The sequence below is a fragment of the Bacillus sp. FJAT-25509 genome, from assembly GCF_001420605.1.
GTDB lineage: Bacteria > Bacillota > Bacilli > Bacillales > Bacillaceae_G > Gottfriedia.
The window spans coordinates 318,558-338,498 of record NZ_LJIZ01000021.1 but is presented as its reverse complement, the minus strand read 5'-3'; the positions used below and the strand labels follow the sequence as shown (position 1 = coordinate 338,498).

The 19,941-nt window shown below is 32.9% G+C and carries 18 protein-coding genes; 6 read left to right on the top strand and 12 right to left on the bottom strand.

From position 1 onward, the window contains the following. Positions 1-17 precede the first annotated feature (17 nt). On the bottom strand, positions 18-896 hold the full coding sequence (locus AN960_RS14690) for a YitT family protein (protein WP_056472933.1): 879 nt from the start codon (positions 894-896) through the stop codon (positions 18-20). A gap of 174 nt (positions 897-1,070) precedes the next feature. Here AN960_RS14690 and AN960_RS14685 point away from each other — a divergent pair, with 174 nt between their 5' ends. Next, a complete protein-coding gene (locus AN960_RS14685) occupies positions 1,071-1,514 on the top strand; it encodes a MarR family winged helix-turn-helix transcriptional regulator (RefSeq protein WP_056472930.1) in 444 nt (147 codons plus the stop codon). A gap of 2 nt (positions 1,515-1,516) precedes the next feature. Then, positions 1,517-2,701, top strand: coding sequence for an MFS transporter (locus AN960_RS14680; RefSeq protein ID WP_056472929.1), 1,185 nt, complete (start codon positions 1,517-1,519; stop codon positions 2,699-2,701). 38 nt (positions 2,702-2,739) lie between these two features. Here AN960_RS14680 and AN960_RS14675 read toward each other — a convergent pair whose 3' ends face one another. From AN960_RS14675 to AN960_RS14665, 3 genes are read right to left on the bottom strand one after another with little or no spacing between them, the layout of a single operon-like run. Next, entirely contained in the window at positions 2,740-3,861 is a 1,122-nt protein-coding gene (locus AN960_RS14675; RefSeq protein ID WP_056472926.1) for a Ger(x)C family spore germination protein, read from the bottom strand. Then, entirely contained in the window at positions 3,858-4,955 is a 1,098-nt protein-coding gene (locus AN960_RS14670) for a GerAB/ArcD/ProY family transporter (RefSeq protein ID WP_056472923.1), read from the bottom strand. The genes AN960_RS14675 and AN960_RS14670 overlap by 4 nt, the downstream gene beginning before the upstream one ends. A gap of 20 nt (positions 4,956-4,975) precedes the next feature. Further along, entirely contained in the window at positions 4,976-6,430 is a 1,455-nt protein-coding gene (locus AN960_RS14665) for a spore germination protein (protein ID WP_056472921.1), read from the bottom strand. Positions 6,431-6,590: 160 nt separating this feature from the next. On the opposite strand from AN960_RS14665, the gene AN960_RS14660 reads away from it, so the two are divergent. After that, on the top strand, positions 6,591-7,337 hold the full coding sequence (locus tag AN960_RS14660) for a hypothetical protein (RefSeq protein ID WP_056472916.1): 747 nt from the start codon (positions 6,591-6,593) through the stop codon (positions 7,335-7,337). Positions 7,338-7,353: 16 nt separating this feature from the next. Continuing rightward, positions 7,354-7,701 carry a DUF952 domain-containing protein gene (locus AN960_RS14655; protein WP_056472914.1) on the top strand — a complete coding sequence of 116 codons (348 nt, stop codon included), beginning with the start codon at positions 7,354-7,356 and terminating at the stop codon, positions 7,699-7,701. A 43-nt stretch (positions 7,702-7,744) separates the two neighbouring features. On the opposite strand, the gene AN960_RS14650 is transcribed toward AN960_RS14655, so the two are convergent. Together AN960_RS14650 and AN960_RS14645 are read right to left on the bottom strand one after the other, a co-directional pair. Next, on the bottom strand, positions 7,745-8,479 hold the full coding sequence (locus AN960_RS14650) for an AAA family ATPase (protein WP_056472911.1): 735 nt from the start codon (positions 8,477-8,479) through the stop codon (positions 7,745-7,747). 205 nt (positions 8,480-8,684) lie between these two features. Next, the gene (locus AN960_RS14645) at positions 8,685-9,023 is read right to left on the bottom strand and encodes a hypothetical protein (RefSeq protein ID WP_156339690.1); all 339 of its coding nucleotides are present in this window, start codon (positions 9,021-9,023) and stop codon (positions 8,685-8,687) included. 195 nt (positions 9,024-9,218) lie between these two features. Between AN960_RS14645 and AN960_RS14640 the strand changes: the two genes are divergently transcribed. Both AN960_RS14640 and AN960_RS14635 read left to right on the top strand, forming a co-directional pair. Continuing rightward, positions 9,219-10,298, top strand: coding sequence for a GIY-YIG nuclease family protein (locus tag AN960_RS14640; protein WP_056472905.1), 1,080 nt, complete (start codon positions 9,219-9,221; stop codon positions 10,296-10,298). A gap of 217 nt (positions 10,299-10,515) precedes the next feature. After that, on the top strand, positions 10,516-11,250 hold the full coding sequence (locus AN960_RS14635; protein ID WP_056472902.1) for an alpha/beta hydrolase: 735 nt from the start codon (positions 10,516-10,518) through the stop codon (positions 11,248-11,250). Positions 11,251-11,410: 160 nt separating this feature from the next. On the opposite strand, the gene AN960_RS14630 is transcribed toward AN960_RS14635, so the two are convergent. From AN960_RS14630 to AN960_RS14605, 6 genes are all read right to left on the bottom strand, one after another. After that, positions 11,411-12,706 carry a uracil/xanthine transporter gene (locus AN960_RS14630; RefSeq protein ID WP_056472900.1) on the bottom strand — a complete coding sequence of 432 codons (1,296 nt, stop codon included), beginning with the start codon at positions 12,704-12,706 and terminating at the stop codon, positions 11,411-11,413. A gap of 19 nt (positions 12,707-12,725) precedes the next feature. Further along, positions 12,726-13,631: a DMT family transporter gene (locus AN960_RS14625; protein ID WP_056472899.1), complete on the bottom strand. Its 906-nt coding sequence runs from the start codon at positions 13,629-13,631 to the stop codon at positions 12,726-12,728. Between the two features lie 392 nt (positions 13,632-14,023). Beyond that, complete coding sequence (locus AN960_RS14620) at positions 14,024-15,268, bottom strand: amidohydrolase (RefSeq protein ID WP_056472895.1); 1,245 nt, start codon at positions 15,266-15,268, stop codon at positions 14,024-14,026. Between the two features lie 33 nt (positions 15,269-15,301). Then, on the bottom strand, positions 15,302-16,543 hold the full coding sequence (locus tag AN960_RS14615) for an amidohydrolase family protein (protein ID WP_056472891.1): 1,242 nt from the start codon (positions 16,541-16,543) through the stop codon (positions 15,302-15,304). Positions 16,544-16,566: 23 nt separating this feature from the next. Further along, on the bottom strand, positions 16,567-17,838 hold the full coding sequence (locus AN960_RS14610) for an amidohydrolase family protein (RefSeq protein ID WP_502692552.1): 1,272 nt from the start codon (positions 17,836-17,838) through the stop codon (positions 16,567-16,569). Between the two features lie 462 nt (positions 17,839-18,300). Beyond that, entirely contained in the window at positions 18,301-19,866 is a 1,566-nt protein-coding gene (locus AN960_RS14605; protein WP_056472886.1) for a glutathione ABC transporter substrate-binding protein, read from the bottom strand. Positions 19,867-19,941: the final 75 nt, after the last annotated feature.

Genomic DNA, 19,941 nt, shown 5'->3' with positions numbered 1-19,941 from the left:
TTTTGTTGACCATAAACCTAATGTACATTTTTCTTTTTAAATCTTCCACCACGTACTTCTGCAATATCTGAAATAGCTAAAAAGGCAGATGGGTCAATGTCATCAACAATTGTTTTTAATTCTGCTTCCTCTAATCGAGTGATAACACAATAGATAACCTTTGTAGTTTCACCTGAGTATGCTCCAGTACCATTTATATATGTAACACCACGGCCCATTCTAAAAAGAATCGCTTCTCCAATATCATCATTTTTATCACTAATGATCCATGCTGATTTTGATTGTTCCAATCCTTCAACTACGATATCAATTGTTTTAAATGCGACTAAATATGCAATAATTGAGTACATTGCGCGATCCCAAGAGAAGATAAATCCAGCAGCTCCTAAAATAAATAAGTTGAAGACCATAATGATTTCACCAACGGAAAAAGGAATCTTACTATTAATAATAATCGCTAGAATCTCAATTCCGTCCAGTGCGCCACCAAATCGTATGGCTAATCCTACTCCTACACCTACGACCATTCCTCCAAAAATTGTTGCAAGTAGAATATCTTCCGTAAAAGCAGAGATATGGTGAAATCTGCTTGTTAAATAAGAAAGAACAGTGATACCAAGAATGGTGGAAATTGCAAATGTTTTCCCAATTTGCTTATAACCCAAATAAAAAAAAGGTAGGTTTAGTACAAATAGAAATACCCCAAGTGGAAGTCCTGTAAGATGGGAAAACATAATTGAAATGCCTGTTATTCCACCATCAATAACATCATTTGGAACTAAAAAAATTTCAAGACCAGTTGCTACAAGTAAAGCACCTACTAGCATTGCGATTGCTCTTTGTACAATCTTCATTTTGTGAGATTTACCGTTTGTTGCATGTATTGCTCCTGCCATCTCAAATACCGTCCTAACTGTTTTGTAAAATTTTTCTACATTTAATATTTGCTCTTATGCTCAATTTATACTAATTAAGTTCATTCACTGGACATTCACAATTTGTTCAAATATAATTAGCTAGACAACTATTTTAATTAGCTAGCTAACTAATTTTCTCAAGGAGACTTTTTTATGCGCAAAAAGCAGCCTTTCTTTTTTTTATTAAATCAAACTACACGTCAGTTTTCGAAATCATTTAATGAGCATCTCGTTCCTACTGGATTGTATTTAGCACAATGGTCCGTGATTCATTATATCCATTTACATGGACCATGTACTCAACGAACAATTTGTTCGAATTTGAATATTGAGCCACCTACATTGACACGTACACTACGTAGAATGGAAACTTTAGACTTAATCGTTCGCAAAGAAGGAACGGATAAAAGAGAAAAAATGATTCATCTAACTGATAAATCTATAAATCAATTTGATAGTTGGAAAGAACAAATCATCTCATTTGAGAATGATGTTATTAAAGATATACCCGATGAAGAGCTTGATATTGCACTTCAAGTTTTTCAAAAAATGATGAACAATATGAAAGCGTCGGAGGTTACTAAACAGGGGGAATAAGTTTGAAAAACGAGCGTTTATGGACAAAGGATTTTCTAAGTGTAAGCTTAAGTGGATTTTTTGTGTTTTTAGTATTTTATACGTTGATGGCGACATTGCCGATTTTTGTGATTGATAATTTAGGCCAAGAAGATAGTAAAGTTGGTCTTGTAGTAACATGCTTTCTTATCGCCTCAGTTGCAATTCGTCCATTTGCAGGTATCTGGCTTGATACAATTGGTCGCAGAAAAATATTAATCATTTCATTAGTTTTCTTTACATTAACAACATTTTTATATCCTTTTATAAATAATTTTGCATTATTACTATTATTGCGTTTTGCACAAGGGATTGCTTTTGGCCTAGGAACAACCGCAACGGGTACAATAGTTGCTGAAATAGTTCCTGTATCACGTAGGGGCGAAGGTATGAGTTATTATAGTTCATCCATGATCCTTGCAATGGTATTTGGTCCTTATCTTGGTATAAATTTAATGAATCATTTCACCTTCCACATTTTGTTTTTTGTTTGTGGATTCTTCGCAATTATTTCACTTATATTCGGTCTATTCATTGCGATTCCTAAACAAACATTGAAAGCAAAAACTCGAATAAAACCATCACAATTAATTGAGCATTCAGCATTACCAATCTCAATTACTTCAGCAATTATCTCTTTTGGTTACAGTGGTATCATTTCATTTATCACATTATACGCAAAGAAATTAGGTTTTGTAGATGTTGCGAGTTTCTTTTTTATTGTATATGCAGTTTTCATTTTAGGTTCAAGACCTTTCACTGGTAAACTATTTGATCGTAAAGGAGCAAATATAATCGTTTACCCTGGGATCATTTTATTTACGATTGGTCTAGTTGTATTGAGTTTTTCAACAGTACAAACAATCTTTTTATTTTCCGCTGCATTAATCGGTCTAGGCTATGGTTCAATCGTACCTAGTTTCCAAACGTTAGCGATTAACACGGCTGCCCCTGCTAAAAAGGGAATGGCAACAGCGACATTTTTTATGTTTTTTGACACCGGTATGGGGATTGGCTCTTACGTTCTTGGAATTATATCTGCAAAAAGTTCCTTCCATATTATGTACGTAATAACGGCAATTGCTGTATTATCGACGAGTATCATTTACTATTTATTGCATGACCGTAAACAAAGAAAAGCAACAGCTATTGAAAATGCAGCTGCATAAGCTTAAACCCACCAATTTTTTTGGTGGGTTTTCTACATTTACATCGTTATTCCTTTATCGATAACAATAACTTTTACTTTTACCTTTATATTCGATTTTTGGAATGTATCAAGCCAATGATTCTCATTTTTCTCCCAATCAGAATATTGAAATGAATGAGCAAGAATGCCAAATCCGACTGGATCAACTTTATCTTTTTGAAAAGATTGGACTAAATCATTTAAATCTTTTTGTAATTTTTTTTGTATTGCATTTTTCAATTCTTTTTCTGTTGCATTTGTCAATCCTATTGGGGATTCTGTAATCATAATCGGCATTGTCAAGTTTACATTAAAGGTATAGCGACCATTTGAATATTTTTTATCGATTTTCCGCTTTACATCTTTAATATAAAAACTAGTTTCTTCTTCAGTAAAAACATCATCTTGATCTCTTTTAAATTTTTTAAGATCCAATGCAACAACTAATTGCCCTACTAAATGATCTTTTAAAATTTTTAGCATTTGTGTTTCATTCATTGATAGGGTTCGATTATACAAATTATTTTTGGTTAATATTGTCGTTCCATTGACTACTAAATGGTCACCTTGTACTGTAAGTTCAGGTGCAAAAGGTGTTATTCCCTTCTCATAATACATTTGATGAAACATTCGTAAAGACGTTCTGAAAGCAACATTTCGAAAATCAGCAGTTTGTATTAATTGAGGAATATAGATTGGCAACTCTGGTTTATCCTTTGGTTTTAAATTAAAAACATCGGAAAGTGGACCATCTACAAAAATAAGATCGGCATTTAATCGAAACTTTGGATCTCGATAAAACATATCCATTATTGAAAACCAATTTTTATGTTCAAGAACCTTCGATCCAATTAAGATTGCTTGAATTTTACCACCACCAGTAACACCATTAGCTCGGGTATCAAAATAATTTCTTGATTCTTTAATAGAAAGAGTTTGTACACTAAAATGTTCAGTTTTCTCTTTTGTTTCTTCACTAAAGACTGGGCTTGCCATATATATTTCTACTTTATTTTCATCATTTACATCGATTCCTAAAATCATCGATAATGTGACATCTTCTATATTAATTTTCCCTCTGCAACCTGAAACGCCGATTACTAAAAAAATACTAAGCAAACATACTTGAAAATATTTCAATTGATTTTCACCTTACTTAACCTATTTTTTATTAAACCGCCCACCAATAAGAGGATTGGAATACCGATTATTATGCATGTTCCAGAAACCATTATATAATGTAAATGAATAGTCGTATTTGTAAACGTCGGTACTTGAATAAACGTAAGTATGAAAATTACGATAAAAAGAAAAATAATGATAAAAGGTTTTAGTTTAAATTTAAATAACTCTGAAAACCCATTCATCCCGGCCCAAATATACGTAACCCATGTTTTCGATATAATCATTAAAAATAATGAGAATAAAATGAAATCTAATCGCTCAACATATTGGAATTCCATTATACTTAAAATATCGATTACGGGCTCAAACGTCATTTTGATTTCATAAGGACTATAAATAACAAAGCAAATAATTGTTACAAAAATATATGTAAATGTTGTTAATGCATTTCCAATAATAACACCTTTAATTGCTTTTTCTTTCGACTTTAAATAGGGATAAAAAACTAGGATTAACTCAATTCCTAGAAATGAAGTTGTCGTTAATGGAATTGTCTTAAAAATCGGCATCCAGCCATTCTTTATAATTGGTAAAATAAAATTTAGATCAGCATCTTTAAGCGTGAAAAGTAGCATGAATAAAGTAAAAAAAGCAATTGGAAAAATTGCTTCTATATATTTTCCAATTAAATGAATTCCACCTATTATCAGCTGATAAGTTGGAAAAAGAAATAACACTAATAAAATATACCCTTTTGTTTCTTGAAGAATGTAGGATTGAATATATAAGATGGCTCTACATAATACGAGATACCCAGCATAAAGGAAATAGATCGCTTGTAAAAGGACTACAATTGATCCGATTATTTTTCCTAGATAAAAAGTAAAAAAACTTACGTAATTTAAATTAGGAGCCTTCTCTCTTAATTTAACAAATAAAATGCTAATAAAAGTAGAAATGATCCCCCCAAAAAGAATTGCGATCCAGCTACTTGTACCTCCTTTTAGAGCTAGTTCTCTAGGAAGTGACAACATTCCAATCCCTACTTGAATACCAAAAATCATTAAAATAAATTGAAACTGTGTAATTTTTGACTTCGTAATAACCATGAAAGAATCCCTTCTAACATTCATTCTTCATTACGTTTATTTTGTTTTTTCCAAAGATAGTTTAAAGGTACCCTTATGAATGTATCTTTAAATGCATCAAGATTGATTGGGGAAAATGGTAATGTATAAGGTTTGTTATAGCTAGATAAACTCAATCCATGGATCATGAGAACCATAGTACTTACAATCAAACCAATTAAACCAAATAATGAAGCCATAATCATAATTGGAAATCGAATGACTCGTAAACTAGATGCCATTTCATAGTTTGGAATAATGAATGATGAAATAGCAGTTAGAGCTACAACGATTACCATAATATTACTAACGATTCCTGCTTGAACAGCTGCTTGCCCGATTACAATCCCGCCTACAATGCCAACTGTTGTACTAATAGGTGCTGGTAGCCTAATAGCTGCTTCTCTTAACATTTCTAAAGTTATCTCCATAACAATGGCTTCAAATAAAGGATCAAATGGAACCTTTGCCCTAGATTCCCCGATGGATAGAAGTAATTTTAAAGGAACGATTTCATAATTGAATGAAATAATTGCAATATAGATTCCTGGCAAAAAAATTGTTAAAAAAAATGCAACTACTCTAAGTAAACGATTAAATGACGCCACCATCGCTCTTGCAGCATAATCATCAATCGTTTTAAAAAATATTGCAAAATTAATCGGTAAAATAATAACTTCAGAGGATCGGTCTACGATTAAAACTACTTTCCCCTCAAGTAATGTCGTAGCTGCAACATCGGGTCTTTCAGTCGTAAAATATTGCGGAAAAGGCGAAAATGGGTTCCTTTCCATCAATTGCCCTAAATGGTTTGCATTTAAAACAGAATCAAGTTTTATCTTTGAGATATTTTGTTCTATGCCAGATAGTAAATCTTCATCTACTAATCCATCGATATACGCAATTGATACAATACTTTTATTTTCACTTCCGATTTCAACCCGCTTAATTTGAAAATCTCTGCTTTTAATAAATCTACGAAGTAACGCAATATTTGCTTGATCAGTTTCAACAAAGGATATTTTTGAACCTCTTAAAGAATTATCAATACTTGGAGGCGTATACGCTCTTTGTGGTAATTTTTCAGTCGAATAAACAAATGCGACTGGATCACCTTCTACTAGTAAAATACTTTTACCATCCAATATTGCTGTTTCAATATCTAAGATTTGATTAGTCCGAACAGTATTATTCGTTATGAATAATTCAATTTCTTCTGTATTTGAACTTATTGTATTAATAAATTGGGATATTCTTTGTTCATTGACAATACTAGACAAATAGCAAAGCGTAGCCTGTTTATTTCGAATTATCAAGTCTTTCGTTACTAAATCAGAGGTAGGAAAGATTCTTTGAATAATGTTAAGATTTTCTCTTAAATTTCCTTCAGTATGAATAACGGAAGAACGTAAATTAAATTTTCTTAAACGCTTTTTTTGTTCACTAGGATAATCCACTTAATCTTCCAGCCTTTCATAAATTTCCAACTTACTTTCAGCTAATCAGTTTTATCATAAATCACCTATTTTATACTTGAAAGGCTAGTTGGGAGATAGTTGGATTTCACGGAGAACTTTCGATACAATGAACTATAAATAGATGTGATGGAGGCAAAATATGGCTATGTTAGCAAATGCAAAATTTAACGAATATAAAACGTTAATATCTTCTTTATCTCCTTCACTTGAAACTAATATATTAAAAAGTGAAAAATTTCTAGTAGATAAAGATGAAAAGAAAAATTTAGAAATTTATTACGCTCCTTTTGAGTACATTAATGAACGAGCTAAAGTCATCATAGTAGGGATTACACCCGGCTTACATCAAATGAAACAATCTTATTCTACTGTGATCAGGTTTAAGGATACGGAGATGGATGACGAAGAAATTTTACATGAAGTTAAAAAGAATTCTAGCTTTGAAGGACCGATGCGAAAAAATTTAATTGCTATGTTAGATGAATTAGAATTACATTATTATCTTGGATTAAATTCAACTAGCGAACTTTTTAGTACAGCAAGTCATTTAGTCCAAACAACATCCGTTATTAAATATCCTGCTTTTTATAAAGGAAAAAACTATAATGGTTCAACTCCGAATATTTTAAGAACCGACCTACTTAAAAAGTATATTGTTAATACGTTTGCGGAAGAAATCATAAGACTAGAACATCCTCTCATTATCCCATTAGGAGTTAATGTTTCAAAAGTTTTAACCTATCTAACAACGAATGATTATTTAAACTCGGACTCAATTTTATACGGATTCCCACATACTTCTGGTGGAAACGGGCATCGACATAAACAATTTGCGGAAAACAAAGAAGACATGAAACAAAAAATTAAAGACTATTTTGAGAAATGAATAAAGGAGAACCAAAATGATTTTACATATTATCGAAAATAAAGATTGGCAAAACGCAATTAAAATAGGTGAATATTTACCAGCTAGTTTAAATACCGATGGGTTTATCCACTGCTCTACGCTAGAACAAACTGTAGAAATCGCAAACTTATTCTTCAAAGGAGTAACTGATTTAAAAATTCTATGCATCGATGAAGAAAAAACAAAATCAAAAATCGTTTATGAAGATACCGAAAACTTCGGTAAACTTTTCCCTCATCTATATGGTCCATTAAACTTAGATGCTGTTTTTAAAGTTGTTGAACTTTACAGTGATGAAACTGGGCAATTTATATTACAAGATGAATTAATAGAGCAAGAATAACAAAAAACTCAGTTTCACATAGGTGAACTGAGTTTTTTTAGCTTCACTCATCATCTCGTAATAAATCACTTAAAAACTTTTCCCTGTTTTGTAAGAAATATTTAGTAATTTGATAGTGATCTGTATTTTCATAATCAATTCTAGAAATTTCTCCATGATCAAAGCTTAAAATATCTGCATTTGGATAACCAAGAAGAATTGGAGAATGCGTAGCAATAATGAACTGCGAATTTTCGTTTTCTACTAAATCATGTATTATTTTTAAAAATGATAATTGCCTAGCTGGCGACAATGCTGCCTCAGGCTCATCTAACAAGTAGATTGCCGTTTCATTAAATCGATTTAAAAACAGGGTCAAAAATGATTCCCCGTGTGATTGATGATGGAGAGACTGTCCGCCATAGCTGTTATATTTTTCATTTTTTGGATCTTCTAATTCATCTAAATAAGTAGCAAAATTGTAAAATGATTCCGCTCGTAAGAAAAATCCATTCGAAATTTTCGGCAACCAAGAAAGTCTTATGTAATTTCCAAGTTGTGACTCCGATGCAAAAACTTCATAATTATTATTACGTCCTCCACCTGCTGTATTAAAATCACATTTATCAGCAATTGCCTCCAATAAAGTAGACTTTCCAGAACCATTTTCACCTACAAAAAAGGTTACATTACTTCTTAGGTCCAAATCATCAAAAGATTTAATCGAAGGAATTGAAAACGGATATTGGATAAAGGAATTGATATCATCGCGCAAAAGTGTAATTTTTTTTAGAAACATTTTCATCACCTATAAAGATTATACAGTAATTATGATCCTGATCTAAAACTTTATTGTGAGGAAGTACGTTTATTGATGAATTCCTGTACTCTAAGACTTATTTGCAGCTCAATCCTTTTTGCTATTAAAATAAAAAAAGAGGGTTCTCCTAAGTAGTTAGACTACTAGGATTCCCTCGTTTTTTATGAAGGTCAATGAGATTAGATCAAAATACATTACTAAGGGCATCTCTATAAATCACAATTGCTCTTACTACGTGAAAAATAGCTACTAGAATAATCGTTACTTCATAAGCAGATACATTAACTAATTCGAAATTTTTGCGGAGTACAAATTTCCGAAAAAGTGCTGGGAATCCTTCATTCAGTTTTAAACAAATAAGATAGAAAACTAGAATGACAAAGTATAGGAAGAATCCCATGTCAGCATACTTCCAGTTGACTAAATCAGCAAATAAACTACATAACCAAATTATGAATACATTAACAACACAAGCTAGAATCCAATTGGAGAAAGAGGATGTCGTATAGATCGTTTTCATCAAAATCACTTCTCCTTTAAATCATCTGTAGTCAATTTTTACGCGTCTAGTCGTTCTTTTATGCGTGTATTATAGACTTTAAATTTTGTTTTTTTATTAAGTTTTGTTAAAGATATTCCACATAATTGTTCCGACTTTTAATTCCTTTCTCATGTTAAAATGAGATTATACTTACTACATGAAAAGGGATGAACTACTATTAATCTTCAAGAAAAAGTAAAAAATCTGCCGTTATCTCCTGGCGTTTATTTAATGAAGGATTCAAAAGGGCAAATCCTTTATGTCGGAAAAGCAAAAAGCTTAAAAAAACGAGTTCAATCTTATTTTCAAAATTCCAAAGGACATTCACCAAAAGTGAAAAAACTGGTAACCCATTTAAAGGATTTTGATTATTTATTGACTGATACTGAATTTGATGCTTTTATGCTTGAGTGTCATCTAATTAAAGAAATTAAACCAATGTATAATCGTATGATGAAAAGTCCGCAATCATTTATTTACTTAGTCATCAACTTAAATAAAAAAGTTCCTTCATTTGAAATTAGCTACGAGCCGATTGAAAGCGAAAACGTATTAATATTTGGTCCTTTTACAAGTAGAAGTACTGTTGAAAGAGCAGTTACTGGTATTAAGGAATGCTTTAAAATTAATTGTGGTCATCTGGCAGTAAAAAATAGCGCATGTTTAAATTATTCATTAGGGACATGTAATGGAGTTTGTTTAGGCGGATCAGCGCTTGAAGAGTACAATCTAATAATTGATAAAGTTATTCGATTTCTTAATCGTACTGATATGAGTCTTCTTGAAGAAATGGAACAGCTTATGTTAACAGCATCTGAACAATTTGATTTTGAGGCTGCAGCAAAATACAGAGATTGGATTGAGATGGTTAAGTCTTTAACTAATAAAGAAAAACTAATCGAATTTACTGAACAAAATCATAATATTATTACACTTGAACAATTAGAAAACAACAAATTCAAGTACTTCCTAATCCATCGGACACAAATATTGCATTGTGAATTGGTAAATATTGAAGCCGATTCATTTGATCAGCTGATTGAACAATTGTATTCAAATTCACTTGATTACTTCAAAAATAATCATGTTCAATCTTCTAAAGATGTAAGCCGCGATGAAATCGACGAAGCTCAAATTATATACAGCTATTTAAATAGTAAGAATTGCAAACATCTAATTGTTCCAAAAAGATGGCTTAATCTTACAAGTACAAAATTAAAAAAAGAACTTCAAAAATTAGTTAACTTCTATATTTAAGACTCTGTTAAAGTACAATCGTGACGCTTGGAGAACAAATGTTAGGATAGTGCGACCAAGTATATAATCTGGTGGATAAGATATTATATTATCAATAAAAAGTGCTGAAACATCCCCCTATTAAACTAGATAATTTGCGGCAAAAATGATTAATTTATAAACATCCAGCCTTCTAATTTTTCCAATTGAACAACAAATAACAAAAATGGAGTCATTAATGAAAACTATTTTAAAGTACGGCATAATTAGTTTAGTTATTTTACTATTACTCGCATTTACAGGATTTTATATTTGGTCTCAACAGTCGTATAAGCCTTCAAAGGAGATGTACTCATTAGTCGGTAACGTGGATACTGATCAAAAACACCATTGGGATATTTTTAAACCTCAGGAAAATAAAGAAACTGGAATCATTTTATATCCTGGAGCTAAGGTTGAGCCTGAAGCTTACAGTTATTTTGCAAAAGGACTAGCAAAAGATGGCTATACTGTTATTATTCCAAGTGTTAAGTTTAATTTTGCTATTTTTGATGTGAATAAAGCTGAAGAAGTAATGGAAAGTTATCCTTCTATAAAGAAATGGTATATTGGTGGGCATTCCCTTGGCGGAGCCGCGGCTGCTTCTTATGCCTATAAGAATATGAACAAGATAGGAGGTATAATCTTTCTAGGGTCGTATCCAAGTAATTCTAATGACTTTTCAAACTTTAATGTACCAATGTTATCGTTATACGCAGAACGTGATGGATTATCTACATTGTCAAAAATTAATGAAACGAAACATTTATTATCAAAAGACGCAACCATGTATGAGGTGCTAGGTGGCAACCATGCACAATTTGGGATGTACGGTAAGCAAAAAGGAGATAAAAACGCTACAATAACAGCGAAGCAACAACAAGATAAAATGATTGAAGTCACAACCAAGTGGCTGGATGAGCAAGGAAAATAAAATGACTTTATCGTCATGATCATGCTAGAGAGTAAGTTAAAGAATCTTCAATATAAGAAGGTTCTTTTTTCATTACTTGAAAAGTTAAGACCTCTTAGGTGGTAAAATTGACAGGCCTTAAATAAAAATAGGCCCGAGGAAATTTTCCTCGAGCCGTTTTCTATCCTTTTACCTTCTCAAACTGATTCCAGTTAATCGATTTCTCTAATAAAATTGAAAGAATTACACCCATAATTAGTCCATTTGTTAAAAATGGTTGAACAATCGTTGGAAGATTTCCAAATGTTCCAGGGGCAATATTCATTAAGCTTACCCCTACTAAAACTGGGGCTGCCAGTCTAAAAATTGTATCTGATGTAAATACTTTTCCATTCGTACTACTAAATGCTGTTCCAAACAATTGAAGATATGCGACAAATAATACTGCATTTCCAACTGTGACAGGCATAGTTGCTAAAAATGAAATTAATGGTGGAAGTACGCCAATTATTGCTAGCAGTGCTCCCCCGTATATAAATGGCTTTCTTTCATATATTTGTGTACTTTGCAAAAATCCAAGTGATGATGTAAATGGAGTGTATGGAACAATTCCAAATAATGCAGCAATAATTGTAAAGCCGCCAGTGAATAATAGTGAGAAACGATATTGTTTTGTACTCGCTTCTTCTTTTAGCAAATCAGATGCAGCTTTAATTGATGCAAATGTATTACTTAAATTCATAATTCCTGCAAAAAATGAGATCGCAATAATGCCTATTTCTAAATTTGGTGCTCCTAATGGGAATAAAGAAAAGTGAGCACTTGCCGCCCCTACTTCTTTTGCATCTGATCCAAATAAAATCGAGTAGAATAACCACCCTACGATAATGCCAATTAATATTGAAAAATTGCTAATTATACGAGAACCTTTTAATTTTAAAATACTAACAAATAATACGATGCATAAAGAAAGTATACTGATTGATATACTGATTTGACCTTTACTCGTAATTCCAAGCATTCCTTTAAAGAATACAAATATAAGTTGAAATGAAAGTAAAAATAAATAAACTGTCATAACCATTGGAGTAAATATTTTTTGAAGAAATGAAATCAAATTAAATGCAGATAAAAGTAATGTAACAATACCTGCTGCAATAAATCCAGTTGCCATTCCCCCTCCAATTTCTGTATAACTTAACCCAAAAGAAGAGGCTGATAATCCTAGATTTAGCATAACTCCCCACAATAAACCAGAATGCCCCTCCATGACTGGATATTTATGGCCAATCCATCCTTGTAAAACGGATGCAATACCAGTGAAGATCAGTGAACTTCTGATCGTACTTTCAATAACATCTGAAGGCAAATGAAATGCAGCTCCTATTGATATAGGGACTACAATCGTATTCGCAAAAATAAAAAATAGCCATTGAACCGATGAAAAAAGAGTAGTAGAAACCCTCGCGTTTTTCATAGTTTCCTCCTCCTCTTGCTTAAAAATTCTTTGTGTCTTTTATATAGACTGGGTCTTTAATCACCTTTCTCCATTTTAATGAAGTTGAAAGAAAAACACCAATAATAATGAGTGCTCCACCTAAAAGTTGTGATACAGTAATATGATTTTTTAAGACAATCAATCCAACTAGCATTGCCACAAAAGGTTCTAAGTTTAGAAACATAGCCGCTTTTGATGCTCCGACTATTTGAATTTGATGATTCCAAATTAAAGTACAAATTCCATGCATAACAATAGCTGTTACAATTAATAGGATCCAAGGCATCGCTTCCCTACTCAAAGCCCCTGAAGTATCTGATAAAAGTGCAATCGGTAGTAAACCTCCAAAACCAATAAAATTGGAGTAAAGTGTGATTGTGGCGGATTCATAGTTAGCTGTTAGCTTTTTTATCATAATAATTGAGATTGAAAAAGTGAGCATAGTTAGAAAAATCCAAATCAAGCCAATTGTAATTTGAAGCTTTTGTCCGTTTGTAATCACAAAAAAAACACCTATAAAAGCTATAATTGAACCTAATACAAAACCTTTTGTTAGTCTTTCCTTTAAAAATATTGAAGCTAAAAAAGATGTAGTAAGAGGAGCAAGCGCAAGTATTAATGCAGAAGTTGTAGGATGGGTTGTTTCTAAAGCGGAATAAAATGACCATTGATTAATACAAGTACCAATTAACCCTAGTAAAACAATCATAAACCAATCTTTTGTCTTAATCTTTTTCCACTTTTTCTTCATTAACGCATAGAAAGCCATAAATAGTAATATAAAGCACAATCTTAACGCTGACAATAATATTGGTGGAAATTCTTTTACTAATATTGAACCAAAAACAAAATTACTTCCCCAACAGATTACACAAAAAAGTAATAATAGGTAAGAACGAACCATTTTACAGCCTGCTTTCTCGAATTATTTTAAAGTAAACCCGTCGATTGACGAGCCTTCAGGAGAAGACAGAGGCGTAGTTGCACTTATACTTAATTCCTAAAATTGACTACGACGTCGAATAATCTTCCTAGTTCCCGATTTATCATTTCTTAATGTGAAAAAATGAAAAAGGAAATCTAGAAAATTCTAGAGATCCTTTTTCTTCTAATATTTAGGCTTTTTTCTAAGCTTTGTTACTATTTTTTCGGACAGGTTAAGTAGTTTATAGTCTATTGTTTGGATGTTTATTTTCCTTGGGGAGGCTTTTTGGCATCCTTTTTTAACATTAGCTAAATGAGATTAGCAAAAAGCCCACTTAGCTTTTCCCTATCCTATACTTCTAATTGTTCTATTTATTTACGAATCAATTTTTCTTCACATAATGAACCACTAACGATTTTCCCATTATATATAACTGCTTTACGATTTGCGCGTCTTGCAACAGCCTCTGCTGAACAGCTTGCATCAACTAATACTAGATTTGCTGAATCTCCTATTTTTGGCCACACTTGGTTTCCATCAATATCTAGTGGAGTTTTTCCACCTGTAATATATTTTAATGTTTGTGCTAAAGATACTTCATCAATCCATCTAAAGCGTTCAGCTAGTCTTCCCGCTCTTTCAAGAATATCGCCATTTCCTAGTGGAGACCAAACATCAAAAATATTGTCATTACCTACTGCTACTTCGACACCTCGCTCATTTAGTAAATCCACTGGAGGCATTTGTCTATTAATTGGAACACTTGTAACGATCGAAATTCCAGCGTCTCTAAAACTATTTGCCAGTTCGTACGCTTCTTCCCTTGGGATATCACCGATTCCAAATGCATGACTGATGGCTACTCTTCCTTCCCAGCCTGCTTGTTTAGTAAATTCTACTATACGCTTCATCGTAAATGAGCCTAGATGACCTGGATCGTGTAAATGTATATCAATATCTGCATCAGCTTCAACTGCTAAATTATAAAGTTGGTATAACGACTCCTCAATATTTTGGTCTACAATAGCAGGATCAACTGAGCCAACAATTCCTGCTCCATTTCTTAAGGCTTCTCTGACATAATTGAAAGCATTTGATCTTAATAATCCATGTTGAGCAAATGCTACAACCTCGGAGCTAAGTCGGTTCGAATAATTAGCTAATGCTTGTTCGACTTGCTCTAAATTTCTTATTCCAACCTCTGGGTAAATATCAACATGCGTTCTCACATGTGTAGAGCCTGAAGCTAAAAGGTTTTCAAGTAAAGCTTCTGCACGCTCCTTCGTACTTGAAGCAATTGTTGGTAAAACCATTTTTTCATATTCAAAACGTTCTATAACACTTGAAGTTGGAGTGCAAGCTCTCCATACATCTCCCATTAACGTTTTATCTAGATGTACATGTTTTTCAATAAAAGAAGGTAAAACTAGTAATCCTTCTGCATCTTGAACTGTAAATTCACTTGTAATAGCCGTTTCATCTTTTGTTATTCGCGTGATTTTTCCATTTTCTATAAATAGATGGAATAATTCAGTTGCAGTACCAATCACTTTTCCGTCTTCTTTTTCAAAACCAATTTCTAATCGAGCATTTTTTAACCAATAGCTAGATTTCATGAATTTCACCCCTTCTTGTAATCAATTGTTCCTTTACTTCAAAGCTGCTTCGTAATTCAGTCCACCATAAACAATATTTCCTTTAGCCATAACAGCAGCACGTTTTGTGCGTCTTGCAACGGCCTCTGCAGAACATGATGCATCTACTAAAACCATACTTGCTTCATCTCCAACCTTTGGCCATAACTGGGTACCCTTTTCATCAAGAGTCCTTATACCACCAGTAATAAATTGTAATGTTTGAGATAGCCCGTATTCATTATTCCAATTGTATCTCTCAGCTAATCTTCCAGCTTTTTCTAACATGTCTCCAGTTCCATGTGGAGACCAAGAATCATAGAAACCATCACAACCTAAAGCAACTTGTACACCTTTTGAATGTAGTAAATCAACAGGAGGCATTATTCTGTTGATTGGAACAGTCGACATAATCGATACGCCTAAGTTTGCTAGTTTGCTAGCCATTTCAACTGATTCATTTTTCGATACGTCACCTAGCGCAAATGCATGACTTACTGCTACGCGATTATACCAACCAGCTTGTTCTATAAATGAAACTAGTTTTTGTATTGTATAAAAACCAAGATGGCCTGGGTCATGAATATGAATATCTATATCAGCATCAAACTGTACTGCTAGATCAACCATTTCAAATAATGAAAGTTCTATATTTTGATCAATACCACCAGGATCTAATCCTCCGACAATCGTTGCTCCCTCTCTCATCGCAGTTTTCATGAAAGATTTACTATTTGTACGAAGTAATCCGTGCTGAGGAAAGGCAACAATTTCGTGAGTCATCTTATCTTTATACGTATAAAGTGCTTTTTGAATTTCTTCTAAATTTTTCAAGCCAATAAACGGATCAATATTAACATGTGTTCGAACATGGGTCGCGCCACCTTTTAATAATAGATGAAGCATTTGTTCAGCACGATGTTGACCTGTTTCAGCTAGTTCAACAAGTTCGGCTGCTTCCAAATTTAATCTCTCTACTAAATTTGCTGCAGGAATACAAGCCTTCCATGGAAGTCCAAGATAAGTCTTATCTAAATGATTATGCATTTCTTTAAAAGCAGGTAAAGCTAGTAAATTTTTTGCGTCTTGGACTGGTAGATCTGTTTGTAATGGTAAATTAGCCAATTGTAATTGTTCAATTTTCCCATCATTAATTAGTAAATTGTATAGAGTAGTCTCAGTACGATCAATTTTTCCATTTTCAAATACAAATCTGCTATCAAGTTTTACATTCTTAAGCCAATATGATTGATTCATCTCATCACTCTCTTTAATAAAACTTAAACTGTTGTTGATTCAAGATTTGAAATTGAACCACTTACAACATTACCTTTAAAAATAACTGCAGCTCGTTTTGCTCGTCTCGCAACAGCTTCAGCTGAGCAAGTAGCTTCTACAAGTACGATGTTTGCTTCATCTCCTACATTTGGCCATGCTCTTTCACCTTCATTATTTAAAGGAGTTACTCCGCCTGTAATAAATCCAAGACTATTAGCAAGTGATTTTTCTTCAATATATCTAAATCTTTCAGCAAGTCGTCCAACTTTTTCAAGATTATCTCCAATTCCAAATGGAGTCCAATGATCCGTAATGCTGTCATTCCCTAATTCGACTTTTACGCCTTTTTCACTTAGTAAAGGAATTGGAATTGTTCTAAAAATTGGAACTGTAGAAGTAATCGAAATTCCTAAATCAGCAAATCTCTCAGCAATCGCAGTAGCATCTGGAACAGAAAGATCAGCTAAACCACTTGCATGACTTACTGTAACTCTTCCTTGCCATCCAGCTTTTTCAGTTAATGCTGCTAATCTTTGCATTGTAAATAAACCAAGATGATCTGGGTCATGTAAATGAACATCGATATCAGAATTTGATTCAACTGCTATCTCCATAATCGTCTCAAGAGAACGTTCGATGTTTTCATCGATTGAAGCTGGGTCAACTCCACCTACTAGATTTGCTCCATATTTCATCGCTTCTCTTACTAGTTCGACAGAGTGACTTCTTAAAAGTCCGTGTTGTGGAAATGCAACAATTTCATGTGTTAATTTATCTTTATATCCTTCTAAAGCTTGCAGTGTTGCTTCTAAGTTTTTTAATCCGATAACTGGATCAATATTACAGTGTGTACGAATGTGAGTCGTACCGTAACTTAATAATAGATCTAGCATTTTTTCTGCTCTTTCTTTAGCAGTTGGTAATAATTTTGGTAATAAAATTTGCTCTTCTTCAATACGTGTTTTCACACCATTTGTTGCTGGCATACACGCTTTCCATGGTCCACCATAATAAGTTTTATCAATATGAATATGCATTTCTTTAAATGAAGGAACCATTAGAAGGCCTTGCACATCATATTGTGGCAATTGATCAGCAATTAAATCACTAACTAATTGAATAGAAGCAATTTTTCCATTTTCAATTTTAACGTTGTACTTTCCAGTTGCAGTTCCGTTGATTACTTCATTGTCATTATAAGTAAAACCATTTTCCAGACTTACATTTGTTAACCAATACGATTTTGACAATATACTCACCCTTCCATCCCACATTAAATTTTGATTCTATTTTAATTATAAGTCTGTTTGAAATATTTTGATTTTAGTATATTTACATATTTTTAAGTTATTTTTACTAATTGCTATTTCATCATTAGTTTTGTTGTTAATTAATTGTTCGTTGGTTGATTTCCACTACAGGATGCTCGCTTTCCATGGGGTGAGACCTGACACTCCTCGGCGCACCTGTGGGGTCTTTGGCTTCCCGCATCTCCCATAAGAGTCGAGCAAAATTCGTTCCAATCAACTTATTCATCACGTAAAAGTTTATCTTTAAGGCTCTGTTTTACTTCCCCATGAAACCTCTATGAGGAAGTTATTTTCTTCTTTTTGCTGTTTTACTTCCTCATGAACCCGTTACTCAAATACCTGTCTGAGTAAGTTATAGTTTTACTTCTACACGCAAGAAAGTTCACCCCTAAATCAGGATGAACCTTCACTTGCAGAAAAATCAGATTATTTAATTGTTACGTCATTAATCTCTAAATAGCCTGAAGGGCTGATTGAGAAGCCTTTTACATTTTTCGAGATGGCTGCGACATTTTCAATTACTCTTACAGGAATATAAGGTGAATCTTCCATTTCAATTTCTTGTGCTTGAGCGTAAATTTCTTTACGTTTTGCTTCGTCTTTTTCTTTTCTTCCAGCATTAATTAAGTCATCTACTTTTGGATTGCTATAGAAGAATGTGTTTCCGGCAGCGCCGCGTGAGTCTGAGTGGAATAGATTGTACTGGTTGTAATCAGCATCTCCTGTTGCGTTTCTCCAGCTAATAATAAACATTTCTGATTGACCTTTATTAACTTTTTCAACGAACGAACCGTATTCCATCACTTGTACTTTTAAATTAATGCCAATTCCTTTTAATTGTGATTGAAGAACTTCTGCTAAATTTACTCTTTCTTTACTATCCATCGTTAGGATCGTTGCATCAAATCCATCAGGATAACCAGCTTCTGTTAATAGTTTCTTCGCTTCTTTTAAATTGTAATTGTATGCTTTTAATTGTTCATCGTATCCAAATACTTTTGAGCCCATTGCTGAATTTGCTTTTTTACCGACATTGTTAAATACACCTTTAATTATCGAATCCATTTCAACTGCATGAGCGATTGCTTTACGTACACGTACGTCATTAAACGGTTTTTTCGTTACATTGAATCCGATATACTCTGTTCCGTATCCTTCACTTCGGTACACTTCCATAGCCGAGGATGATTCAACTTGTTTCATAACTGCTATTGGGAGTGGTTCTGCGATTTGAGCTTCTCCTGTTTCTATCATTGAAATTCTTGTTGAGTCTTCTGGAACAACCTTGAAGTCAACCTTGTCAATCTTTGGTTTTTTCCCCCAGTAATCTTCATTTTTAACTAGTATAATATCCTGACCTGGAGACCATGATTTAAATTTAAATGGACCTGTTCCGTTTGGTTCTTGAATAATGTTCTTACCATATTTATCAATTGTTTTAGGACTTATAATTCCACCTTCATGATTTGCTAAAATTGATAGAAGTGGTGAGAATGGCTCGCTTAAAATAAATTGAACAGTATATTCATCGACTACTTTAACTTCTTTTACCATTTTGAAGACTACAGCTCTTGGTGAAGCAACTTTAGGATCTAATAAACGATCAAATGTTTTCTTTACAGCCTCTGCATTAAATGGTGTACCATCGTGAAACTTCACATCATGTCGTAGTTTAAATTCCCAAGTTTTATCATTGATTTGATTCCATGACTCTGCTAGCATCGGTTGAATTTCATTATTTTCATCTCGTTGGACTAGACCTTCATAAATTTTATGATGGGTAACACTCGCAGCATTTATTGTAGACATAAATTGCTGATCTAAATTTTCGGCATCTGATAACCGAGCGATTACTAGCGTGCTTCCTCCTTTGGAATCATTTGCTTGTCCATTTGCTTTCGTACCTACGTCTTGATTAGATGAACATCCTGTAATTGTGATAGCAGAAAATAATACTAGAAAACATTTACCTATTCCTGATTTTAGTTTCAATGGCACTGCCTCCCTGTTTAAAGTTTGTCTTACAAATATTTATCTAATTATATAAAATATTCTGATAATTATTTT